Consider the following 22,499-nt stretch of genomic DNA (forward strand, 5'->3'; position numbering starts at 1 on the left):
GGTTCTTTCGCGATCTAGACGAACACCGCAACGTTCTGCCGCGCCAGGAGCAGGGGCCGGCCCTTGGCGTCCCAGACCTGCATCTCCTGGGTCGAGTAGCCATGGCCGATCGTCTCGGCCTTGCTGCGCAGCAGGCGCCAGCCGTCGTCGCTGGGGTCTGGCAGGCCCACGACGTCCAGCGACCAGGTCATGGTCGAGATCGGACCAAACTGCCGGAACAGGGTCATGGCTGGCGGGGGCGGGGCGTCGCCCAAAGCGATCAGGGCCGACAACGAGGTCGCCGCCGGATCGCGATGGCGGATCCACAGCAGGTACTCCGGCGGCTCGCCCGAACCCGGCCGGCCGCCACCCGCGACGCGGAAGTCGAACTGGCGGACGAAGCTGGGCGCCATGCTGGTGTCGCCCTTGTGGAACGGCTCGCACTGATCGGGCGGCGCCACGGCGGGGCAGGGCGCATCCTCGTAGGACAGGTGCGACTCGCGGGCCGCGCCGAAGGTCAGGGTGGCGTGGGTGGCGACGCCTTGTTCGCCAACGAGGTCAACGCTGGCGAACAGGGTCGACTTGCCCTGACGCAAGGTCGTCACCTGGATTGAAAGCTCACCCGCCGCCGGGCCGACGAAGGCGAACTGTCCGGAGCGCAGCGGCGGCGCGTCCGGAAAGGCCCGCTGGGCGGCCTCGACACACAGCGCGGCCGACAGCCCGCCATAGGTAGTGCGGCCCTGTTTCCAGTCGTCGGTGACGTGGGCGGCGTAGCCTGTCTCGGTGGCCGTGACGCCGGCGAGCAACTCAGTGTAGGAGGTCATGGCGCGAAAGTTCGTTTTCTTTCGCTACGGAAGTCAAGCGCCCTTGGCTGTCCGAGGTCTAGTGGAGCGTCGGGGAGGCGTCGGTCCAGGCGTCCAGCGCCCGGCCTTCGGCCTCTTCCTCGACCGCCATCTCCTCAAGGAGCACGGCGGCCAGCAGCCATTCCTGCAGATCGTCCTCGGTCGCGGTCCCGTTCTCGAGGGCTTCCTTGACGGTCTCGATCAGCCATTCAACGGCGTCAGCGTGGGTCTTGCTCATGGTCTTGCCTCACAACCTGAGGACAAGAGTAGTGGTTAAGACAGCCAAAAGCGCTGCGACATGGGGTCATGCCGGCGCCGCATGTCGCCGCAGGGCCCGCGCGGCCTAAGCCGCGCGGGGATCGGCGCCTACTGAGCGCCCTTCAGCTTGCGGTCGAAGAAGTCGAGGTGGGTCTTCAGCACGCTGAGGCCCTTGGACTTGCCGCTGCCGGCGCCGTGACGCTCGCCGGGATACAGCGCCATCTCGAACGGGATCGCCTTCTTCTGCAGAGCCGCCATGACGCGGGTGCTGTTTTCCAGGATCACGTTGTCGTCGGCCATGCCGTGCAGCAGCAGCAGGCTGCCGGGCTTCAGATGGTCGAGGCGGGTGTTGATATCGGCATAGGCGTAGCCGGCCTTGTTCTCGTCCGGCTTGCCCATGTAGCGCTCGGTATAGGCGGTGTCGTAGAGGCTCCACTGGGTCGGTGGGGCGCCGGCCGCGCCGGCCTTGAACGGGGTGTTCTCGGCGGTCATCAGCATCAGGGTCATGAACCCGCCGTACGACCAGCCCATCACGCCCAGCTTGTCGGGATCGACATAGGGCAGGCCGGCCAGGAACTTGGCGCCCTGCAGCTGGTCCTCGACCTCGACCGTGCCCATGCGGCGGTCCAACGCCCGCATGAACTTGGCCGAGCGGTTGCCGCTGCCGCGGTTATCGAGCTTGAAGATCACATAGCCGGCTTCGAGATAGGTGCGCTCGGATGGGCTCTGCCAGGACTTGGTCACGCGCTGGGCGTGCGGGCCGCCATAGACCGAGACGATGGCCGGATACTTCTTGGCCGGATCGAAATTGGTCGGCTTGAGGATCTCGTAATAGAGGGTCTCGCCGTCGGAGGCCTTCAGGCTGCCGAACTCCGGAACCGGCAGGTTGGCGGCGTAGGGCCAGTAGGGATGGCCCTCGGCCAGCCTGTTCTCCTCGATCCAGCGCACGCGCTTGCCGTCGGCGGAATAGAGCGCGGTCTGGGGCGGGGTCTTGGGATCGCTGTAGGAGCCGGCGAAGGCGCCGCCGTTGCTGGCCACCTTGGCCGACCACCAGCCGCCGTCCGAGGTCAGGGCCTTGGGCTTGCCGGGCTTGGCGTAGCTGACCTCATACAGGCGACGCTCCAGCGGCGTGTCCATCGAGGCGGCGAAGATCGCCACCTTGCGGGCTTCATCGACGCCTTCCAGCGCCGAGACCGGCCAGTCGCCCTTGGTGACCTGGGCGATCAGCTTGCCGTCGGCCGCGTAGCGATAGAGGTGGCGATTGCCGTCCTGCTCGGACGACCACAGGAACGAGCCGTCCTTCAACGGCTGGAAGTCGTCGGCGACCTCGATGTAGTGCGGGTCGGTCTGGGTCAGGATCGTCCGGCCCTTGCCCGTCGCCGCGTCAAAGGCGATCAGGTCCAGGGTCTTCTGGTCCCGGGTCAGGCGCTGGGCGTAGACGGTCTTGCCGTCGGCCGACCAGTCGACGCGCGCCAGGTAGATGTCCTTGTTCGCGCCGAGGTCCAGCGCGGTCACCTTGCCGGAAGCCAGGTCGCGGACGAACAGCTCGACCACGGCGTTGGGGCGGCCGGCGCGCGGATAGCGCTGGTTGACGATGGTCGCGCCGCTGGGGCCGATGTCGGCGCGCGGCACGATGTCGACGCCGCTCTCGTCGACCCGGGTGTAGACGATGCGGGCCTCGTCCGGGCTCCACCAGTAGCCGGTGAAGCGGTCGAGCTCCTCCTGGGCGATGAACTCGGCGGTCCCGAACGACAGGGCGTCCTTGCCGTCAGTGGTCAGGGCCGTCTCGGCCCCGCCGGCGGCCGGCTTAATGTAGAGGTTCTGGTCGCGGACGTAGGAGACATAGCCGCCCTTGGGCGAGACCTTGGCGTCGACCTCGTCGCCCGGGGTTTCGGTCAGGCGCGTGACCTTTCCGTCGGCGACGCTGTCCAGATAGAGATCGCCGTCCAGCGGCACGAGGATGAAGCGACCCTGCTTGTCCCAGCTGTACTCCACGATGCCGCGGGTGGCGGCGACGCGGGCGCGTTCGCGGCGGGCCTTCTCGGCTTCCGAGAGCTCCTTGGTCCCGGACGACAGGGCCGCTGAGTCGATCAGGCGGTAGGGCTCGCCGCCCTTCACGTCGGCCGCCCACAGGTCCTGAACGTTGGCGGCGTCGGGCTTGCCCTTCAGATAGGTGACCCGCTTGCCGTCCGGCGACAGCGCCACGCCCTTGGCCGTCGGGCCCGACAGGCCTGGATCGGCGAAGATGCGTTCGGGGGTGAGTTTTTCCGCGAGAGCGGGCGAGGAGAGGGCGAGGACGGCCGCGAGCGCCGTGAGCGAGGGCGTTTTCATGGCGCGGGACGCTATGCGGGCGCGTCGCGGTTGTCAGCAGCGAAGTTGTTGCAGACTTGAAACGCTATCGGCACATTGCGTTGAGCGCGTCCAGGTCCACCGGCTTGGGCGGCGCAGGCAAGCCCTTGGCCTTCAGCGCGTTGTCCAGCGTCGTGGGCGCGGGCGGCAGGCTGGGATCGACATCCGTCTTGTAGAACGGATGCTTCTGCGCCTTCTCCAGCGTCGTGAACCCAAAACCCTTGTCGCGATAGAGCTGGAACAGGCGCGGCGCCAGGCGGGCGTCCAAGGCCCCGGCGTGCATCAGCAGGACATAGGGGATGTCCTTGCCGTAGAGCGTCTTGGCCATGGCGCGCGATCGATCCGCCACGGCGGCGGCGCCGTCCAGATAGCGCTTCTCCAGCTCGGCGATCGCGGCCTGATCGCCCTTGGCCGCGCAGCGGGCGTAGGGCTCGTTGAAGGCCCAGTCGTCAAAGCTCATGGTGACGCTGGCGATCTTGTAGTGGGTGGCGGCCAGCCACTGGCGCACCGCCAGCTTCTTTTCGGGCGTATCGCCTTCCGACAGGAACGGATAGCGCAGCCAGCGCCAGTCCCGGTCTCCCATCAGCTCCTTCAGCATCGGCTCGTTGCGCGCGATCTCGGCCGTGAACTGGTCGGGTGTCAGGGCGGCGAGGTTCGGGTGCGACCAGGTATGGTTGCCCAACGGCTGGCCGGCGTCGCGCCACATCTTCAGGACGGGCGTGGAGGCGGGCTCACGCTCGGTCTGGACGCCGTTGATGAAGCCGAACGCGGGCGCCTTGGCGTCGGCCGAGGCCTTCAGCAGGTCGGCCGCGATCTGGACGCGCGTCACGCCGGGCGGCAGGGCGCTGTGCGCCGGCAGGTCGTCCCAGGTGAAGGCGATCACCGGCTTGGGCGCGGCGTGGGCGGCGGTGGTCGCGAAGGCGAACGCGGCGGCCAGCAGGATGCGCATGCCCTAGTTCCCGAACAGGCCGAGCGGAATGGCCTCGGCCATCGCCTTGTAGCCGGCCAGGTTCGGATGCAGGCCGTCATTGTCGTAGGCCGCCAGCAGGTGGGTCGGCTTGGCCGGGTCGCGCAGGGCCTTGTCCCAGTCGATGACGCCGTCGAAATTGCCCGGCGCCCGGATGAAGGCGTTGATCGCCTGGCGGTCGGCCTCGCTCTCGGGGCCGGGGTGATAATAGGCCGAGCCGCCATAGGGCAGGATCGTCGCGCCGATCACCTTGATCCCGCGGGCGTGGGCGCGCTGGGTCATCTGGCGATAGGCGGCGATCACCTGCTCGACCAGGGCCTTGTGCGCTTCCGGCGTCGCGGGGGCTTCGCGGGTCAGCACGCCCAGGTCGTTGACGCCCTCCAGCAGGACGACGTGGGTGACGCCCGGCTGGCTGAGGACGTCCCGCTCGAACCGCGCCAGGGCGTTGGGGCCCAGGCCGTCCAGCAGCACGCGATTGCCGCCGATGCCCAGGTTCAGGACGGCCAGATCCTTGCCTTTCAGCCGCTCGATCAGGGCGTCGGTCCAGCGCAGGTTGGTGTTGGGCTGGACGCCGTAGCCGTCGGTGATGCTGTCGCCGAAGGCGACGATGGCCCCGGCCTTCTTGGCGGTCGGAACGACCTCGACGCCGGCGATCTGGAACCAGCGGTCGGCGGTCTTGGCGCCAGGCAGGTCGGCGTCCGCCGCGTGGTCGCCGGCCAGGACATAGGACGTCGCCCGCGAGCCGGGGTGGCCGGTCTGCACGTCGGGGGCTTCGACATAGCGCAGGCTGATCGCCAGGCTGGTCAGGGGCGCGACCTTCAGGGCGACGGGATCGGACCAGTACTCGGCGCCGGCCGGAATGGTGACCTCGGTGCGTCCCGAAAAGGTGAGGGCGCGGTCGGTTTCGGGCTTGATGCGGGCGCTGTCGAGCGCGGCCGAGACGGCGATGTGGGCCGCTTTGATCGTCAGCGGGCGAGTGCCGAAGGTGTTGGACAGACGGACCCGCAGTTTGTCGCCGCCCAGGCTGAGCCGCACGATCTGGCGCAGGGTGGCGTCGCGATAGTCTTCAGGAGCGAGGCTGTTCTTGGCGTCCGGCGCCAGCTGGGCGCTGGCCCAGGCGCCGACCCAGCGTTCCCGCGCCTCGGCGGCGTGAGCGCCCAGAGGCAGGGCCATGGCGAAGGACAGGGCCAGGGCGGCCAGCGATCGACGCGTACGCAACATCATCAGCGTTTCTCTCCCACTCCGCCTGAGGCGGTAGCGGTAACACTGGTATGACCTCTTCGATGAGCCGTAAAGCGGCGGGAAAATTTTCTGCGCTCTGCGGCGCCGCGCCGCGTAAGAATCGCTTGCAATCGCACCGGTGTTAGCGCTAACAACAACCCGTGAGGCGCCGAGCGCCTCTGCCCTTCCTGGGCGTTTCCTCCCTATGAACTTTCAGCCCGGTCGTTTGGCCGGGCTTTTCTTTTGCCGGTTGACCAGCGGCGCTCATGTCCTCGGCGAAAAGAAAAGGCCGGGCGACGCGCGCCCGGCCAAGTCATGGAGGGAAGGAAGATCGGGGGCTTGAGGGCCCCCGAAGGGATCAGAAGCGCTTCTTGATCGACAGGTAGGCCTGACGCGGCGGGGCCGGCAGGACGGTCATGGCCTCGCCGGTCGGATCGCTGTTGACGAAACCGCCCGAGCCGATGGTCGAGATGTAGTCCTTGTCGGTCAGGTTGGTGACGTTGACCTGGACTTCCAGGCCCTTGCCCCAGCCTTCCTCGGGGAAGCGGTAGCCCACGGTCAGGTCGGCCACGGTCGTCGAGGGGACCTGCCCGCCCACGTTCTCATAGGTGTAGTAGCGCTTGTCGGTGTAGCTCACGCCCAGCTTGCCGAAGAAGCCGGCCTGGTCGAACGCGATCTCGCCCTTGAAGATGTTCTTGGGCGTATTGACGACGGTCTTGCCCTTGGTGCGGACCGTGACCTTGCCTGTGCCGTCGACGACGTCGTCCTCGTACTTGGAGTCGTTGTAGGTGTAGGCGCCGTAGAGGCTCCAGGCGTCGGTCAGGCGATAGGTGCCCGCCAGCTCGACGCCCTTGGTCTCGACCGAGCCGACGTTCGACAGCAGAGCCGGCAGGCCCAGGATCGGCGAGGCGGTGTTGGCCGCCAGCAGGCGGTTGTCGAAGGCCACGTGATAGACCGCGGCCACGCCCTGGAAGCGTTCGGTGCGATAGCGTCCGCCCAGTTCGAAGGTCTTGGAGCTTTCCGGCTTCAGGGTCTTGGCGACGTAGTTGACGACGGTTTGGTTCTGCGAGCCGAACGGGCCGGCCGTGGCCGCCGAGACGAAGGCGCCCATGTTCTCGGTGTAGCCGCCGAACACTTCGAAGTCGGGCGAGGCTTTGTAGACGAAGCCGACCTGCGGCAGGAAGTTGTCCTTGCTCTCGATCTCGCCGGCCAGCGGATTGCCGACCACGGTCTTGACGTTGTTGGTGACCTTGATCGCCTTGAAGCCGAAGTTGACCTTCAGGGCGTCGGTCAGGGTCCATTCGTCCTCGACGTGACCGGTCGTGGTCTTGGTTTCGAACGCGTACTGCCACTGAGTGAAGAACGGGTTCTCCTGGAAGTCCAGCGGATCACGCGACGGGGCCGCGGCGGTCTCGGCGTAGAAGCGGCGCGCCTGGTTGAAGTGGTTCACTTCGTGCCAGAAGCCGCCGCTAAGGCGGTGAGCGCCCAAGTCGATCGTCAGGCCGGCGGTCAGGCCGCCGCGGTCGATGTCATATTCGGTGGTGCGGATCGACAGCGGCGCGGCGGCCGAGCCGGCGGTTCCGAAGCCCGGGCTGGCCAGGTACGGCGTGTACCACAGGCCCTGGCCCTTGTTCTTGTGCTGGTAGGCGGTGGCGTCCAGCTTCACGCGGTCGGTGATGTCGAGGTTCAGCGACGCGCCGTAGAGATCGTCATCGCGCACGCCGGCGCCGGCGTAGTAGGCGTCGTCCACGGTCGCGAACGGGGCGGGCAGGGCGGTCCCGGTCTGATAGGCGCGCGCCGCGGCGACGGCCAGGGCCCAGTTCGGCTGGGTGTTGTCCCAGTCGCGGCCCAGGCGCTTGATCATCGCGAAGGACATGTCCTGGTAGTCCTGCTCGCGACGTTCCGAGCGGTGGTAGAAGCCGGTCAGGTCGCCGCGCTGGCCCAGGGGCATCACCACCTTGGCGTCGTACTGGCGCTGCTTCTGCTCGCCGCCGCCCTTCCACTTGTCGGCCTTCTGGTCGGCGACCGAGATGTAGCCGCGCAGGCCGCCCAGCTGCTGGATGGCGCCGGTTTCGAAGCGGCCGAACACGCGGTGCATGTTGTCCGAACCGCCGGTCAGGTCGAGCTCGCCGCCCATGGCTTCGGACGGATCGCGCGAGAAGAACTGCAGCGTGCCGCCCAGGTTCGAGGTCGAGGCGGTGCCCAGCGCGCCGGCGCCTTGGGCCAGCTCGACGCGGCTGATGTTTTCCGAGGCGATGGCGCGGCTGATGTGCAGGCCGTTGTGGTTGCCATAGCTCATGTCGCCCAGCGGCACGCCGTCCAGGGTGAAGCCCAGCTGGTTCTGGTTGAAGCCGCGGATCGAGATGCGGGCCGACCATTCGTAGGCGCCGAAGGCGTCGGCCGACTGGAAGGTCACGCCGGGCAGCTTGTCGATCGCCTTCAGGGCGCTGGTGCCGGCCGCCTGCAGGCCGATGGCCTCGCTGTTCAGCGTCTGGATCTGGCGGCTCTGGCCTTGGCCGATGATGATCAGGGCGTCGACTTCGGAATTGTCGGCGGGCGCGGCGGCGGGCGTCGCGGCGGCGTCGACCTTGTCGTCGGCGAAGGCGGGCGCGGCGGCCATGACGAGGACGAGCGCGGCGGCGCCCAGAAGCATCTGGTTCTTTTTCATTGTTCGAATCCCCTTGTCCGACGCGGATCAGCTTCGGATCAGCGCTCGGCTAACAAGGGTCGGCGACGCGCAAGCGACGGTTCCATGTCGGATAGCCGACACTCGCGCGACGAAATGGTGAAGGCCGCAGACGCCGGGATTCCCAGCCGCGATTGCGCGAAGCGGCCCGGACCGCTATTTCAGCGGCCAATTCCCGAAACCCCGTCCAGCGAGAACGCGAGCCTCATGGCGCAGCAATATATTTTCCAGATGCAGGGCCTGACCAAGGCCTATCCCGGCGGCAAGAAGGTCTTCGAGAACATCTGGCTGTCGTTCTACTCCGACGCCAAGATCGGCGTTGTCGGCGTCAACGGCTCGGGCAAGTCGACCCTGCTGAAGGTGATGGCCGGCCTGGACCAGGAGTTCTCGGGCGAGGCGCGCGCCGCCGACGGCATCAAGCGCGGCTATCTCCCGCAGGAGCCGCACCTGGATCCGACCCTCGACGTCTGGGGCAACGTGATCGCCGACTGCGAGGACAAGAAGGTCTTCGACAAGTACAACGAACTGGCGGCCAAGCTCGGCGAGGACTACTCCGACGAGCTGATGGAGGAGATGACCAAGCTCCAGGAGATCATCGACGCCAAGGATCTGTGGGACATCGACTCCAAGATCGAGATGGCGATCGACGCCCTGCGCTGCCCGCCCAACGACGCCAACATCGAGAAGCTGTCGGGCGGTGAGAAGCGCCGCATCGCGCTGGCCCGCCTGCTGCTCAGCAAGCCCGACATGCTGCTGCTCGACGAACCGACCAACCACCTGGACGCCGAGTCGGTGGCCTGGCTGCAGCACCACCTGGAAGACTTCCCCGGCTGCGTGATCCTGGTCACCCACGACCGCTACTTCCTGGACCAGGTCACCAAGTGGACGCTCGAGCTCGATCGCGGCAAGGGCATCCCCTACGAGGGCAACTACTCCGGCTGGCTCGAGCAGAAGCAGAAGCGCGTCGTCCAGGAGCAGTCGGAATCGGAAGCCCGCCAGCGCGCGCTCACCCGCGAACTGGAATGGGTCCGTTCGGGCGCCAAGGCTCGCCAGGCCAAGTCGAAGGCCCGTCTGGCCGCCTACGAGAAGATGGTCGCCGACCAGGAGAACGCCTCCAAGGCCCAGACCTACGCCCACATCCAGATCCCGCCGGGCCCGCGCCTGGGCAATGTGGTGCTGGAAGTGACCGGCCTCGAAAAGGAATATGGCGACAAGGTCCTGTTCAAGGACCTGACCTTCAAGCTGCCGCCGAACGGCATCGTCGGCGTCATCGGCCCGAACGGCGCGGGCAAGTCGACGCTGTTCAAGCTGATCACCGGCCAGGAACAACCCGACGCCGGCACGATCAAGCTCGGCGAGACGGTGAAGCTGGCCTATGTCGACCAGTCGCGCGACGCCCTCGACCCGAACAAGACGATCTGGGAAGAGATCAGCGGCGGCACCGACGTGATGATGGTCGGCAAGCGCGAGATCAATTCGCGCGCCTATGTCGGCAGCTTCAACTTCAAGGGCGGCGACCAGCAGAAGAAGGTCGGCCTGCTGTCGGGCGGTGAGCGCAACCGCGTCCACCTGGCCAAGACCCTGGCCGCCGGCGGCAACCTCGTGCTGCTCGACGAACCGACCAACGACCTGGACATCGAAACCCTGCAGGCCCTGGAAGAGGCGCTGGAAGAGTTCGCCGGCTGCGCCGTGGTCATCAGCCACGATCGCTGGTTCCTGGACCGACTGGCGACCCACATCCTGGCCTTCGAAGGCGACAGCCACGTCGAATGGTTCGAGGGCAACTTCGAAATGTACGAAGAAGACAAGAAGCGCCGCCTGGGCGCCGACAGCCTCATCCCGAAGCGCATCAAGTTCCAGAAGTTCGCGCGCTAGTTCTCGTTCTCCGCTCAAATGCGGAAAGATCTAGGCGGCGGGGTTTCCCGCCGCCTTTTTCTATGTGGGGCTCAACCTCGGGTTTGACGGAGGTGTGGCCTGTCTCTACGGTCGATCTTAGGTTGACGGTGGGGCGCGGGCGCGTTGATCAGCGATTTCCGCGAGTGCGATTGTGGCGGTTAATCCAGGGTACATCGAGGGCACCCCGCTTGACGACGTGCTGACGGGCACGGACCTCAACGAGTCCATCGAAGGTCTGCTCGGCAATGATCGCATGTACGGCATGGGCGGCGTCGACCAACTCTGGGGAGCGGGCGGCGACGACCTCTATGACGGCGGCGACGGTCTCGACTACGCCCAGTTCTACAAGTCGAACATCGGTATCCGCGTCGACCTCGCGATCAAGGGGGGGCAGGACACCAACGAAGGGCGCGACAGCTTCGTCTCCATCGAAGGCATTTTGGGATCGCCCTACAACGATGTCTTCAAGGGCGACGACGGCGCGAACGAGATCCAGGGCGCTGGCGGCGACGACGTCATCGATGGGCGCGGCGGGGCCGATTTCCTGACCGGCGGAGACGGCGCGGATGAGATTCGCGGCGGCGACGGCGACGACAGCATATCCGGCGGCGTTGGCAACGATCGTCTCTACGGCGACGCCGGCGATGACCAGTTCTGGGGCGATTTCGGCGTCGACCTCTATGACGGCGGCGCTGGATCCGACTCGATCGAGTTCTCGGTGTCGACGGCGGGCCTGTACGTAGACCTGGCGTTGGTGGGACGGCAGGAGGTCGCGCCCAGCATTTTCGCCACATTCGTGTCCGTCGAAAACGTGCAGGGCTCGCGATTCAACGACACCCTGCTGGGCGACGCGCAGGACAATAGTTTGAGGGGCGAGCGCGGCGACGACCTCATCGATGGTCGTGGGGGCTACGACAGCATCGCGACCTCGGCCCGTCTGGACCAGCTCAAGATCCAGTGGACGCCCGATGGCTGGAAGATCACCGACCTTCGCGAAGGGTCGCCGGAAGGCGTCGATCTGGTCCGGAACGTCGAGAGCCTGATCGCCAACAGCGGCAGTCGCTATCTGGGCGACGGCATGCCGCTGATCGTCGGCAACATCCTGCGCCTGGATGCCGAAAGGGCCATGAACTACGGGGCCGAGCTGACGTTCGAGCTGACCTACGGCGGGCTAACGCCGCTGGGGGCGCTGAACGAGGCCATCAAGACCGCCGGCGCGACCACCTCGGTGGCGTCGCTGTCGTATCAGTTCTTCACTGGCAAGATCCCGGGGCAGGCGGGCATCGACTATCTGGTCTCGCCCGCGGGGCCGAACGCCAACAATCTCAACAGCGCCTACTACCAGTCGTTCAACCTTGAGAACCGCTACATCAACTTCGCGGTCAATCTGGGCAAGATCGGCGAGGGGAACGCCAAGTTCACCGCCGACTACGGCGGGCTCTCGCTGTTCGAAGCGACGCGCAAGGCCTATGCGGCGATCTTCGGCGGCGCGCCGACCGACACCAAGGTTCACGCGCTGATCGACACGCGCGCGGACTATTTCGCCAGCTACGGCGGCGACGGCGCGACCGGGATAGGGACCAAGGCGGCCATGGTCGGCTGGTTGCTGGCCGAGGCGCAGAAGGCCGATGTCGGGGTGATGGCCAAGTCCAACGACGCCTGGCTGGCCGACTTGGCCGACGGCGACGCCCCGTTCGCGATCAACATCCTCGATCCGGCCGGGGGCTACTACAAGGCCGACTCCATCTTCGGGGGCTGACGTCCCAAACACGGTTCAACCTCAGACCCGGCGGATCCAGCCGAGGGACCATCACAGTGGCCTATATCTACGGCACCTCCGCCAACGAAACCCTGACCGGAACCTCCGGCGACGACACCATCAATGGCAACGGCGGAGACGACATCCTTCTGGGCGGAGACGCGCGGACCAGCTTTACGCCTATGACGGCCGCGATCGCCTCGAGGGCGGGAACGGTGACGACACGCTGTACTCCGGCAGCGGCGATGATGTCCTTCTGGGCGGCGCCGGCGCGGACTACCTCGTGGCGGGCTACGGACGTGACACCGTGGACGGCGGGGAGGGCGCCGACAGGATCGCGATCGAGTTCGACGCGTTTGTCGATACCCTGACGGGCGGCTCCGGCGCGGACGTTTTCGAGGCCTATATCGGCTCTGGCAGCTACGCCGCCTCGACGATCAGCGCGCGCGACGTGATCACGGACTTCTCCGCCGCGGAGGGCGACAGGATCTCTCTGGGCGTGACCGGGGGGCGGCTGTCGGGCAACAATGACTATCTTCTGTGGTTCGGAGCGATCACGACGCCGGGGTTCAGCCTGGTCGCGGGTGCGACGCTGCCCGACGCGCCGGATCCGGGGTTCGTCTCTGTCTCGACCTGGACCAACGCCGGCTCCACCTATCTGATCATCGACAACAACAGTAACGGCACGCTCAACGACGGCGACGTCGTGATCGAGTTCCAGGGCTCGCCGACCCTCGCGCCCTCCGCCTTCAAGGCTGAAACCTTCTCGGCGGTGGTCGGCTCCGCCAACGCCGATACGTGGACAGGCGGCGCGGGCGCCGACATCTATTTCGGTTTCGGCGGCGACGATGTGATCAGTGGGCAGGACGGCGCCGACCAGCTGTCCGGCGGAGCTGGTAACGACACCCTCAACGGCGGCGGCGGGGGCGACACCCTGCTGGGCGAAGCGGGCGACGACATCCTGAACGGCGATGACGGCGCCGATGTCCTGTCCGGCGGCCTGGGGGCGGACACCCTGAATGGAGGGGCGGGCGGCGATACGCTCTACGCCGGCCAGATGGGTATGCTGGGCTTTGCCGACAGCTTGGGTTCTGTAAACCGGCTCAACGGCGGCGAGGGCGACGACACGCTCTATTCCAGCAGTGGCAAGGACATTCTGGACGGCGGCGCGGGCAACGACTTGCTGACGGTCGCCTATGGCGAGGATACGCCGGGCGACATCTTCAACGGCGGCGACGGCGACGACGAGATCAAGGCCACCAATGTCACGATGGATGGCGGCGCTGGCGTCGACAAGCTGTGGATCCTGACGGGAAACACCGTCACCGGCGGTGCGGGAGCGGACCTGTTCGAGGCTCGCGACAACGACTTCTGGAGGTGGGGCCAGTACGGCTTCAGCGTCATCACCGATTTCAACGCCGCCGACGGCGACCGCATCGATCTTGGCGCCGTCGGCGGTTATGCGGTCGGCTCGCTCGTATTCCGTGGCGCGGTGACGACCGCTAACTTCGCGGTGTCTGCGGGTCAGCGATATGGCGCGGACGACCTGGGCGAGGGCGCGACCCAGTTCTGGACGTGGTCGACGTCGGACGGCACCTACCTCTTCGCCGACTTCGATCGCAACGGCGTGGTTTCGACCCAGGACATGGTCGTCAAGTTCTCGAACCGCGCCGTCATCGACGCCGCGAGCTTCAAGGAGGCCTATTTCACCGCCACCCTGGGAACCGCCGCGGCCGACACCTTCACCGGCGTAGCGGCGGCTGACGTCTATTACGGGATGGGTGGCGACGATCTCATCCATGGCGGCGGCGGCGCCGATGTGTTGATGGGCAATGCCGGGGCGGACCAGATCTGGGGGGATGACGGGGCGGACACCATCCTCGGCGGCGAGGGCGCGGATACGCTCGACGGCGGCGCTGGCAACGACCACATCGTCGGCGGCGCCGGCAATGACCTGATCCATGGCGGCGAGGGCGACGACGAACTCTTCGCCGGTATGGACTGGAGCAACGGCGTCAACGACGTCAATGCGGTCGACGTCATCTACGGCGACGCCGGTAACGACATGATCTCCGGCGCCGCCGGCGCGCGCGGGGAGTTCCACGGCGGCGAGGGCGACGACCGGATCTATGCCAGCGGCGATATCTTTGGCGACGCGGGCAACGACACCATCCAGCTGGGCGATCTGAGCATCGCCCATGGCGGCGACGGCGACGACTTGATCCACGGCGGCGCGGGGCCGGCCGTCATCTACGGCGAGGCGGGCGCGGACTCGATCTACGGCAGCTTTCAGGGCGACACGATCTACGCCGATATCGGCGACAACTATGTCTATGCCGGGGACGGCGACGACCGGATATATCTGGGCGAACTGCGCGCTGGCGAGAACCGCCGCATCTATGGGCTAAGCGGCGGTAACGGCGACGATACCTTTATCCTGCAGGCGGCTCAGCCGACGGCTTCATCCCTGTCGATCAGCGGCGACTATGGCTTCGACACGCTGGATCTCAGCTTGGCCAAGACCGCCGTGGCCGTCGATCTGGGGCTCGACCAGGGCCAGAACACCGGCATGGGCAATCTGGCGTTGTCGGGCTTCGAGGCGGTGCGCGGGGGCGACTTCGGGTCGGTGCTGAAAGGGGACGCCAACGCCAACCGTCTGACCGGCGGCGCGGTCAGCGACACCTTGAGCGGGGGCGACGGCGTCGACGTGCTGGTCGGCGGCGGCGGCGACGATGTTCTGGACGGCGGCGCGGGCGTCGATGTGGCGCAATACGCCGGCGCATCCTCGAACTACAGCTGGGTCATAGCCGCCGATGGCTCGGTGAGCGTCAAGGACCTGCGAGGCAACGCCCCGGAGGGTTCTGACGGCCTGAGGAACGTCGAGGTTCTTCGGTTCTCTGACCGTTCGACGATCTTGTCGCCGCTCAACGTACCCGCAGCGAACGAGACCCTGTTCTCGTCGCTGCTGCGAACCTCGGTGGCGTCAGCGATCGAGAAGGGCCCCCTGGGCGACCTGGCGCTAACCATGACCGGCGCGATCTCGACGCAGGAGGCGCTGCAACTGGTGGTGCGCGCCGCCGGCGCCACCACCTCGGTCGCGACGCTGGCCTACGAGTTCTTCACCGGCAAGATTCCAGGGGACGCGGGCATCGACTACCTCGTCTCGCCGACCGGGCCGAACCCCAACAACCTCAACAGCGCCTATTACCAGTCATTCAATCTGGAAAACCGCTACATCAATTTCGCGGTGAACCTGGGCAAAAACGGCGAGGGCAAGGAGGCCTTCACGGCCAAGTACGGCGCGTTGAGCCTCTTCGACGCCACCAAGGCGGCCTACAAGGCCATCTTCGGCGGGACGCCGACCGATGAGAAAACCCATGCGCTGATCGACAGCCGCACCGACTACTTCGCCTATTACGGCGGCGATGGGGCCAACGGGATCGGAACCAAGGCGGCGATGGTGGGATGGCTTCTGGCCGAGGCGCAGAAGGCCGATCTGGGCGTCATGGTGAAGTCCAACGACGCCTGGCTGACCGACCTCGCCGACGGCTCCGCGCCGTTCGCGGTCGATATCCTGGATCCCGCCAAGGGCTACTACAGGTCCGACTTCATCTATAGCGGCGCCTGACGCCGGGACGGCGCTGGACCGTCCCGGACGTTCGAGCTTACTTCGGCTGAGGCGGCGTGGCCGTCGACGAGCCCATCGGGTCGGTGGGCGTGGCCGGGTTCGGCAGGGTCGAGCCGTTGGGCTGCGCGCCGCCGTCGATCGGCGGGGTCGAGGGCATGCTGGACGCGCTTGGGGCCGGCGGGTTCACCGCTCCGCTCATCGTGCTGGCGTCCGGCGCGGTGGCCGAGGTGTCGGCGGACATACCGGTGGGGGCGGTCGGCGAGCTGGCCCACCAGTCCTTGCTGGCGCGGGCCTTGGGCGAGGCCTTCATATAGGCGTTGAGCTGGGAGTAGGGGATCGGTTCCTTGGGGCCGACCATGGCGGAAGATTTCGACTGGGCGAGAGCCGAGCCGCCGCCGACCAGCATCGAGAGCGCCGCGGTCGCGGCGAGCGTCTTGGTCAACATCGTGGTTTCTCCGGGCCTGGGACGCCGTATGGCGTCCTGCCCGGAACGTTCCTGGACCTTCGTTGTTCACAGCTTGGCCGTCCAGCGGCCGCCTGCCGCGGCCTCAGGGCGTCACCAGGTCGTGATCAGCCTCACGGTGGCGGGCGCTCCGTACGCCGCTTAGCTCTGGATAAGCGCTCCGCGTGGAGTAGCTTGGTCCTTGAGCAAGTCGGCCAGGTTCATGGCCGCCCATGGAGGCCTGGATGCCGCAAACCCCCGTCGAGAAGCCGCACGTCCTGATCTCGCATGAGATGCTGCTGCCGCTGCAGCCGCTGCTTGAGGGCGCGTACCAGGTGCATCGCCTGTGGGACTATCCGGATCGGCTGGCCTTTCTCGAAGGCCCCGGCCTCAGCATCAAGGCGATCGTCCATGCGGGGGAGATGGCGCTGGGGCGGGGCATGCTCTCGGAGATGCCGCAGCTGGGCCTGATCGCCTGCGTCAGCGTCGGCTATGACGGCATCGACGTCCCGTGGTGCAAGGCGCACGGCATCGCCGTGACCCATTCCACCGGCCTCAACGCCGCCGATGTGGCAGACCATGCGGTGGGCCTTGTGCTGGCCGCCTGGCGCGGAATCGTCGAAGGCGACCAGCGCGTACGGGCCGGTCATTGGACCCACGCCGAACGCATGGCGCCGCGCCACGGGCTGCGCGGCCGCAAGGCCGGGATCGTCGGTCTTGGCCATATCGGCGAGGCGGTGGCGCGTCGACTTTCCGCCTTTGAAATGAAGATCGCCTGGTGGGGGCCGCGCTCAAAGGACAGCGACTACCCGCGCGCCGACACCCTGATGGCCCTGGCCCGCGAGAGCGACGTCCTGGTCGTCTGCGCCCGGCCCGACGCCGACAACCGGCACATGATCGATCGCGCCGTGATCGAGGCGGTCGGGCCGCAGGGGCTGATCGTCAATGTTGCGCGCGGTTCGCTGATCGACGAGGACGCCCTGATCGCCGCCCTCAAGTCGGGCGCGCTGGGCATGGCCGCCCTGGACGTTTTCGAGCACGAGCCGACGCCGGCCGCGCGGTGGGAAGGGGTTCCCCATGTCGTGCTGACCCCCCACACAGCCGGCGCGACGCTGGACAGCATCCCGGCCATGGTCAACCTTACCCTGGAGAACCTGCGCCGCTACTTCCACGGCGAGCCGCTGGCCACGCCGGTGGCGGCTTAGGGCGCGGCGCGGTGACGGCTTGGGGCGGTCGCCATTGGTCAGTGTGAAGTCGTCGGGCGGTGAACCAATTTAAGATCGTCCCTGAAAGGCATGACCTGAACGCCCTCGTTTAATAGGCCACAGCGGACCACCACCGTCTTGCCTCCGAGCCACAGCACATTTCCATCGCACGGTGCGCCGTTTGCTTTGGTTACAGATAGGCCGCCCGCAAAGCCTCGATTTATGACCGTTTGGGTCGATATGTCCCAGGCGGTAACTCCCCATACTGGAAGAGGACTGAACGCGATCAGCGCCGCAAAGAACGTGATGGTGTTGGCACCGCGCAATGCCGGAAGACTCGCCACGATGTTTGCTGCGCATCCCAACGCAGCGATGGAGGCTAAGGCCTGCATCCAAGTTGGAGGGTGGAGCCAACCCGGGATCCACGCCCACATCAAGCCAATGACGATTAGTGCAGAGACGTGGATTCTTCGGTCGAACTTGAGCTTGCCGAGGATCATGTTGAACGGTCCGTGAGCGGTGAGCACTACGCCGGCTAAGAAGATGAAAATGCTCGCCAGGAAAAATCCGGGAAGCAGAACTTCACCAGGCTCGATCAGTTGAATGATAGAAAGATTCCAGCCATCGAAGACGCCAGCCAAAAAGGCGAGTGCCAAGATGAATCCGGCAGTTGTCGCCAATGGCAGTAGGTTGTTTAGCCTGTCGACCCAAGAGGCGATGGTCTGGTTATCCGTGTCGGCCATGATAGTTCCTCTTGATAAAGTCGGGTCTCCTATGGTGGTAAAATTTCTATTTCTCCTTTAACGAGTGTGGTGGCGAGGGCGGATATGGCCAAGGTTGTCGGGATCGGCGGATTCTTCTTCAAGTCGGAGGATCCGAAGGCCGTGCGCGAGTGGTACGCGCGGGTGCTGGGATTCGAGGTTCACGACTGGGGCGGGGCGGTGTTCGAGCCTCCGAAGGGCAGCCAGGCGACCTGGTCGCCGTTCGCCGCCGACACCGACTATTTCGCGCCGTCGGCCGCGCCGTTCATGATCAATTTCATCGTCGATGATATCGATGGGGTTCTGGCGCGGGCGGCCGCCGAGGGTGTCGAGCCGCTGGGCCGGCAGGACGAAGGCTATGGGCGGTTCGCCTGGCTGATGGACCCGGCCGGGGTGAAAATCGAGCTTTGGGAAGCCGCCAAGGCCGACGCCGAGGCATAATTTCCTCTTGCCAAAACGGACATAAAGATATCTTTATGTCCCTATGAAGTTAGCCGCCGAACAGGTCGTCGAGGTGCTGCGCGCCGCCGGCGAGTCCACGCGCCTGCGTCTCCTGGCCCTGCTGGCGGCCGAGGAGCTGTCGGTGCTGGAGCTGTGCCGCATCCTCGACCAAAGCCAGCCGCGCGTCTCGCGGCACCTGAAGCTGCTGGCCGAGGCGGGTCTGGTCGAGCGCTTCCCGGACGGCGCCTGGGTGTTCTACCGCCTGGCCGCCAAGTCCGCCGGTCGGTTCCTGGTCGAGCAGGCGCTGGATCTGATCGATGACACCGATCCCGTCATCCGCCTGGACGCCGACAAGCTGGCCGCGGTGCGCGCCGAGCGCTCGATGGACGCCCAGGCCTATTTCGCCCGCAACGCCGCGCGCTGGAACGAGATCCGCTCGCTGTATGTCGACGAGGCCGAGGTCGAGGCCGCGATCCTGCGTGCGACCGGGGAGGGGCCCTTTGACGAGATGGTCGACCTGGGCGCGGGCGCGGGCCGCATGCTGACCCTGCTGGGCAAGCGCGCCAGCAACGCCCTGGGTCTGGATCTCTCGCAGCAGATGCTGAACATTGCCCGCGACGAGGTCTCCAAGGCGGGCCTGGCCAGCTGCGAGCTGCGTCACGGCGACATCTTCCGCACCGGCCTGCCGGGCGGCTGCGCCGATCTCGTCACCGTGCACCAGGTGCTGCACTACCTGTCCGATCCCGCCAATGCGGTGGCCGAGGCCGCGCGCCTGGTCGCGCCCGGCGGCCTCTTGCTGATCGCCGACTTCGCCCCGCACGACCACGAGTTCCTACGCGAGGTGCACCAGCACCGTCGCCTGGGCTTCGACGACAGCGAGATCGTCCCGTGGCTGCGGGCCGGCGGTCTTCAGCTGGAAAGCAACATCGCCCTGCCGCCCTCGACCGGCGAAGGGCTGACCGTGAAGATTTGGACCGCGCGTCGTCCCTTGAGCGTCGCCGCCGAAAGGACCGCCGCATGACCCTTCCGCCCACCCGCCGCGTGATCGGTCCTGTCGCCCGCGCCGGCGAGCGCACGGAGCGTCCTCGCGTCTCGTTCGAGTTCTTCCCGCCCAAGACGCCGCAGATGGAAGAGAGCCTGTGGCAGGCGATCACCCGCCTGGCGCCGCTGGATCCGGCCTTCGTCTCGGTGACCTATGGCGCCGGCGGCTCGACCCGCGAGCGCACGCACCGGACGGTCAAGCGCATCCTGGACGAGACCAGCCTCAAGCCCGCCGCCCACCTGACCTGCGTGGGCGCCTCGCGCGCCGAGGTCGACGAGGTGATCCGCGACTACTGGGACATCGGCGTCCGCCACATTGTATCGCTGCGCGGCGATCCGCCGCCTGGCGAGGGCGGCATCGGCGGGGTCTATGTCCCGCGCGAGGACGGCTACGCCAACGCCACCGAACTGACCAAGGCCATCCGGGGCGTGGCGCCGTTCGAGGTGCTGGTCGGGGTCTATCCCGAGAAGCATCCGGAAAGCCCCTCGCTGGAGCACGACATCGACGTGCTGAAGCAGAAGGTCGACGCCGGGGCGACGCTGGGCATCAGCCAGTTCTTCTTCGATCTCGACGCCTTCCTGCGCTATGTCGACAAGGTCCGCGCCGCCGGGATCACGATCCCCATCGTGCCGGGCATCATGCCGGTGACCAACTTCAGCGGCCTGAAGAAGATGGCCGCCGCCTGCCAGACCACCATCCCGGGCTGGCTGGCCAACCTGTTCGACGGGTTGGAGGACGACGCCGAGACCCGCCGCCTGATCGCCTGCTCGGTCGCCACCGAGATGTGCGCCAAGCTGCAGGAGCAAGGCTTCGAGGACTTCCACTTCTACACCCTGAACCGCGCGGACCTTGTCTATGCGATCTGCCGCGTGCTGGGTTTGCGCGAAACCTCGCCGGCCCCTGCGGAGGCCGCGGCATGAAGCGTCTCGTCATCGCCCTGGCGGCGTCGGTCCTGGCCCTCGCGCCGGCCGCCCGCGCCGACATGCCCGCCAGCTGGACCAAGCCGACCAAGCCCTACCGCGTGGTCGGCAACATCTATTACGTCGGGACGGAAGGCATCTCGTCCTGGCTGATCACCTCGTCCGAGGGCCACGTCATCCTGGACGGCGGCCCGAACGCCGAGGTCGGCAAGCAGATCGAGCGCAACATCGCCACGCTGGGCTTCAAGCTGGCGGACGTGAAGATCCTGATCAACACCCACGCCCATTTCGACCATGCTGGCGGGCTGGCTCAGCTGAAGGCTGATATCCCGACCGCCAAGCTGTGGATCTCGCGCGGCGACGAGCCGGCGATCGAGCAGGGCCACCACATCGGCGACAACGAGAACGGCCCGACGCCCTTCCCGGCGGTGAAGGTCGACCGCGCCTTTGGCGACGAGACCAAACTGAAGCTGGGCGAGACCGCCATGGTGGCCCACCTGACGCCCGGCCATACGATCGGCTGCACCACCTGGACGACGGCGGTGATCGAGAAGGGGCGGCCGCTGAACGTCACCTTCCCGTGCTCGCTGTCGGTGGCGGGCAACGTGCTGGTCGGCAACAAGGGCCATAAGACGATCGTCGCCGACTATCGCGCCAGCTTCGCCAAGATGCGGACCCTCCCGACCGACGTCGTGCTGCCCAGCCACGAGGAGCAGGGGGATCTGCTGGCCAAGCGCCAGAAGCAGCTGCGCGGCGACCCGAACGCCTTCGTCGATCCGGCCGAGCTTGGCCGGTTCGTCGACGGCTACGAGGCCGCTTTCAACAAGGAGCTGGCGCGCCAGCAGGCGGGCGGAGGCGCGCGATGAGAGCGCCCCCACCGTCTCGTCGCTTCGCGCCGATCCACCTCCCCCGTTTCTCGGGGGAGGATGCAGTACATTCCTCCTCACCCGCGCAGCGGGGGAGGTGGCGCGCCGCGGATACGCGGCGTGACGGAGGGGGCGCTCGCGCCCCGGAGTTTCACCGATGACCGACCTTTCCATCCGCTCCAATCGCGTCGCCGCGCTCAAAGCCGCCGCCAAGGAGCGCATCCTGATCCTCGACGGCTCCTGGGGCGTGATGTTCCAGAAGAAGGGCCTGACCGAGGCCGACTACCGGGTCGAGCGTTTCGCCGCCCACGACGGCCAGATGAAGGGCAACAACGACATCCTGTGCCTGACGCGGCCGGACCTCGTGGCGGAGCTGCACGACGCCTATTTCTCGGCTGGCGCCGACATCTCCGAGACCAACACCTTCTCGGGCACCACGATCGCCCAGGCCGACTATCATCTGAGCGAACAGGACGTCTGGGACATCAATATCGAAGGCGCGAGGATCGGCCGCTCGGTCGCCGACCGCTGGAACGCCGAAAACCCCGCTTCGCCCAAGTTCATCGCCGGCTCGATCGGGCCGCTGAACGTCATGCTGTCGATGTCGTCGGACGTGAACGATCCGGGCGCGCGCAAGGTGACCTTCGACCAGGTCTACGAGGCCTATCGCCAGCAGGTGGACGCGCTCTACCGGGGCGGGGTCGACCTCTTCCTGATCGAGACGATCACCGACACCCTGAACTGCAAGGCGGCGATCAAGGCCATCCTCGACTTGCGCGACGAGGGCCACGAGGAGCTGCCGATCTGGATCAGCGGCACCATCACCGACCGTTCGGGCCGCACCCTGTCGGGTCAGACGGCCGAGGCGTTCTGGAACTCGATCAAGCACGCCAAGCCGTTCGCCGTGGGCTTCAACTGCGCTCTGGGCGCTGATTTGATGCGCCCGCACATCGCCGAGATGGCCCGCATCGCCGACACCCTGGTCGCGGCCTATCCGAACGCCGGCCTGCCCAACGCCATGGGCCAGTATGACGAGGAGCCGCACGAGACCGGCCACGCCCTTCACGAATGGGCCAAGGACGGCCTGGTCAACATCCTGGGCGGCTGCTGTGGCACGACGCCGGACCACATCCGCCACGTCGCCGACGAAGTGCGCGGCGTGAAGCCCCGCCAGATCCCCGAGCGCCCCAAGGCCATGCGCCTGGCGGGGCTCGAACCGTTCGAATTGGCCTAAGCG

At 66.8% G+C, this 22,499-nt stretch carries 17 protein-coding genes and 2 pseudogenes; 11 read left to right on the plus strand and 8 right to left on the minus strand.

Annotation, left to right across the window (positions count from 1 at the left end):
- Nucleotides 1–14: 14 nt before the first annotated feature.
- The 6 genes from CSW60_RS18785 to CSW60_RS18810 all read right to left on the minus strand — a co-directional run bounded on the left by CSW60_RS18785 (nucleotide 15) and on the right by CSW60_RS18810 (nucleotide 8,284).
- A complete protein-coding gene (locus tag CSW60_RS18785) occupies nucleotides 15–803 on the minus strand; it encodes a thioesterase family protein (protein ID WP_099538698.1) in 789 nt (262 codons plus the stop codon).
- Nucleotides 804–861: 58 nt separating this feature from the next.
- Complete coding sequence (locus tag CSW60_RS18790) at nucleotides 862–1,059, minus strand: hypothetical protein (RefSeq protein WP_099538699.1); 198 nt, start codon at nucleotides 1,057–1,059, stop codon at nucleotides 862–864.
- A gap of 128 nt (nucleotides 1,060–1,187) precedes the next feature.
- A complete protein-coding gene (locus CSW60_RS18795; RefSeq protein ID WP_099538700.1) occupies nucleotides 1,188–3,410 on the minus strand; it encodes a S9 family peptidase in 2,223 nt (740 codons plus the stop codon).
- 64 nt (nucleotides 3,411–3,474) lie between these two features.
- Nucleotides 3,475–4,377: a polysaccharide deacetylase family protein gene (locus tag CSW60_RS18800; RefSeq protein ID WP_099538701.1), complete on the minus strand. Its 903-nt coding sequence runs from the start codon at nucleotides 4,375–4,377 to the stop codon at nucleotides 3,475–3,477.
- A 3-nt stretch (nucleotides 4,378–4,380) separates the two neighbouring features.
- Nucleotides 4,381–5,619 (minus strand): SGNH/GDSL hydrolase family protein, encoded by a 1,239-nt coding sequence (locus CSW60_RS18805; RefSeq protein ID WP_099538702.1) that lies wholly within the window; start codon nucleotides 5,617–5,619, stop codon nucleotides 4,381–4,383.
- A gap of 355 nt (nucleotides 5,620–5,974) precedes the next feature.
- Entirely contained in the window at nucleotides 5,975–8,284 is a 2,310-nt protein-coding gene (locus CSW60_RS18810) for a TonB-dependent receptor (RefSeq protein WP_099538703.1), read from the minus strand.
- 225 nt (nucleotides 8,285–8,509) lie between these two features.
- Between CSW60_RS18810 and ettA the strand changes: the two genes are divergently transcribed.
- The 5 genes and pseudogenes from ettA (at nucleotide 8,510) to CSW60_RS23260 (ending at nucleotide 15,585) form a co-directional block, all read left to right on the plus strand.
- Nucleotides 8,510–10,177 carry an energy-dependent translational throttle protein EttA gene (gene ettA / locus CSW60_RS18815; protein WP_099538704.1) on the plus strand — a complete coding sequence of 556 codons (1,668 nt, stop codon included), beginning with the start codon at nucleotides 8,510–8,512 and terminating at the stop codon, nucleotides 10,175–10,177.
- A gap of 172 nt (nucleotides 10,178–10,349) precedes the next feature.
- Complete coding sequence (locus CSW60_RS18820; protein ID WP_143324218.1) at nucleotides 10,350–11,957, plus strand: hypothetical protein; 1,608 nt, start codon at nucleotides 10,350–10,352, stop codon at nucleotides 11,955–11,957.
- A gap of 56 nt (nucleotides 11,958–12,013) precedes the next feature.
- Nucleotides 12,014–12,106: pseudogene (locus tag CSW60_RS24455) on the plus strand (hypothetical protein); the annotation flags it as partial.
- A 23-nt stretch (nucleotides 12,107–12,129) separates the two neighbouring features.
- A pseudogene (locus CSW60_RS24460) lies at nucleotides 12,130–13,131 on the plus strand (calcium-binding protein); the annotation flags it as partial.
- Nucleotides 13,132–13,227: 96 nt separating this feature from the next.
- Nucleotides 13,228–15,585 (plus strand): hypothetical protein, encoded by a 2,358-nt coding sequence (locus tag CSW60_RS23260; RefSeq protein WP_369801043.1) that lies wholly within the window; start codon nucleotides 13,228–13,230, stop codon nucleotides 15,583–15,585.
- A 37-nt stretch (nucleotides 15,586–15,622) separates the two neighbouring features.
- On the opposite strand, the gene CSW60_RS18840 is transcribed toward CSW60_RS23260, so the two are convergent.
- Nucleotides 15,623–16,030, minus strand: coding sequence for a hypothetical protein (locus tag CSW60_RS18840; protein WP_099538706.1), 408 nt, complete (start codon nucleotides 16,028–16,030; stop codon nucleotides 15,623–15,625).
- Nucleotides 16,031–16,272: 242 nt separating this feature from the next.
- Here CSW60_RS18840 and CSW60_RS18845 point away from each other — a divergent pair, with 242 nt between their 5' ends.
- Nucleotides 16,273–17,232 carry a 2-hydroxyacid dehydrogenase gene (locus CSW60_RS18845; protein ID WP_099539184.1) on the plus strand — a complete coding sequence of 320 codons (960 nt, stop codon included), beginning with the start codon at nucleotides 16,273–16,275 and terminating at the stop codon, nucleotides 17,230–17,232.
- A gap of 38 nt (nucleotides 17,233–17,270) precedes the next feature.
- Here CSW60_RS18845 and CSW60_RS18850 read toward each other — a convergent pair whose 3' ends face one another.
- Nucleotides 17,271–17,975, minus strand: a complete 705-nt coding sequence (locus CSW60_RS18850) for a hypothetical protein (RefSeq protein WP_099538707.1) — start codon at nucleotides 17,973–17,975, stop codon at nucleotides 17,271–17,273.
- Nucleotides 17,976–18,059: 84 nt separating this feature from the next.
- On the opposite strand from CSW60_RS18850, the gene CSW60_RS18855 reads away from it, so the two are divergent.
- The 5 genes from CSW60_RS18855 (at nucleotide 18,060) to CSW60_RS18875 (ending at nucleotide 22,496) form a co-directional block, all read left to right on the plus strand.
- A complete protein-coding gene (locus CSW60_RS18855) occupies nucleotides 18,060–18,434 on the plus strand; it encodes a VOC family protein (protein WP_099538708.1) in 375 nt (124 codons plus the stop codon).
- A 43-nt stretch (nucleotides 18,435–18,477) separates the two neighbouring features.
- Nucleotides 18,478–19,455 (plus strand): metalloregulator ArsR/SmtB family transcription factor, encoded by a 978-nt coding sequence (locus CSW60_RS18860; protein WP_099538709.1) that lies wholly within the window; start codon nucleotides 18,478–18,480, stop codon nucleotides 19,453–19,455.
- Nucleotides 19,452–20,396 (plus strand): methylenetetrahydrofolate reductase [NAD(P)H], encoded by a 945-nt coding sequence (gene metF, locus CSW60_RS18865; protein WP_099538710.1) that lies wholly within the window; start codon nucleotides 19,452–19,454, stop codon nucleotides 20,394–20,396. The genes CSW60_RS18860 and metF overlap by 4 nt, the downstream gene beginning before the upstream one ends.
- Nucleotides 20,393–21,262: a CAU/MBL1b family subclass B3 metallo-beta-lactamase gene (gene blaCAU, locus CSW60_RS18870; RefSeq protein WP_099538711.1), complete on the plus strand. Its 870-nt coding sequence runs from the start codon at nucleotides 20,393–20,395 to the stop codon at nucleotides 21,260–21,262. The genes metF and blaCAU overlap by 4 nt, the downstream gene beginning before the upstream one ends.
- Before the next feature lie 157 nt (nucleotides 21,263–21,419).
- Nucleotides 21,420–22,496: a homocysteine S-methyltransferase family protein gene (locus CSW60_RS18875; protein WP_099538712.1), complete on the plus strand. Its 1,077-nt coding sequence runs from the start codon at nucleotides 21,420–21,422 to the stop codon at nucleotides 22,494–22,496.
- Nucleotides 22,497–22,499 lie beyond the last annotated feature (3 nt).

This window comes from Caulobacter sp. X, assembly GCF_002742635.1.
Classification (GTDB): Bacteria; Pseudomonadota; Alphaproteobacteria; order Caulobacterales; family Caulobacteraceae; genus Caulobacter.

Coding starts and splice junctions, on each gene's coding strand:
- CSW60_RS18785 (WP_099538698.1), bottom strand. CDS start 803: ATGACCTCCTACACTGAGTTGCTCGCCGGCGTCACGGCCACCGAGACA.
- CSW60_RS18790 (WP_099538699.1), bottom strand. CDS start 1,059: ATGAGCAAGACCCACGCTGACGCCGTTGAATGGCTGATCGAGACCGTC.
- CSW60_RS18795 (WP_099538700.1), bottom strand. CDS start 3,410: ATGAAAACGCCCTCGCTCACGGCGCTCGCGGCCGTCCTCGCCCTCTCC.
- CSW60_RS18800 (WP_099538701.1), bottom strand. CDS start 4,377: ATGCGCATCCTGCTGGCCGCCGCGTTCGCCTTCGCGACCACCGCCGCC.
- CSW60_RS18805 (WP_099538702.1), bottom strand. CDS start 5,619: ATGATGTTGCGTACGCGTCGATCGCTGGCCGCCCTGGCCCTGTCCTTC.
- CSW60_RS18810 (WP_099538703.1), bottom strand. CDS start 8,284: ATGAAAAAGAACCAGATGCTTCTGGGCGCCGCCGCGCTCGTCCTCGTC.
- ettA (WP_099538704.1), top strand. CDS start 8,510: ATGGCGCAGCAATATATTTTCCAGATGCAGGGCCTGACCAAGGCCTAT.
- CSW60_RS23260 (WP_369801043.1), top strand. CDS start 13,228: ATGGATGGCGGCGCTGGCGTCGACAAGCTGTGGATCCTGACGGGAAAC.
- CSW60_RS18840 (WP_099538706.1), bottom strand. CDS start 16,030: ATGTTGACCAAGACGCTCGCCGCGACCGCGGCGCTCTCGATGCTGGTC.
- CSW60_RS18845 (WP_099539184.1), top strand. CDS start 16,273: ATGCCGCAAACCCCCGTCGAGAAGCCGCACGTCCTGATCTCGCATGAG.
- CSW60_RS18850 (WP_099538707.1), bottom strand. CDS start 17,975: ATGGCCGACACGGATAACCAGACCATCGCCTCTTGGGTCGACAGGCTA.
- CSW60_RS18855 (WP_099538708.1), top strand. CDS start 18,060: ATGGCCAAGGTTGTCGGGATCGGCGGATTCTTCTTCAAGTCGGAGGAT.
- CSW60_RS18860 (WP_099538709.1), top strand. CDS start 18,478: ATGAAGTTAGCCGCCGAACAGGTCGTCGAGGTGCTGCGCGCCGCCGGC.
- metF (WP_099538710.1), top strand. CDS start 19,452: ATGACCCTTCCGCCCACCCGCCGCGTGATCGGTCCTGTCGCCCGCGCC.
- blaCAU (WP_099538711.1), top strand. CDS start 20,393: ATGAAGCGTCTCGTCATCGCCCTGGCGGCGTCGGTCCTGGCCCTCGCG.
- CSW60_RS18875 (WP_099538712.1), top strand. CDS start 21,420: ATGACCGACCTTTCCATCCGCTCCAATCGCGTCGCCGCGCTCAAAGCC.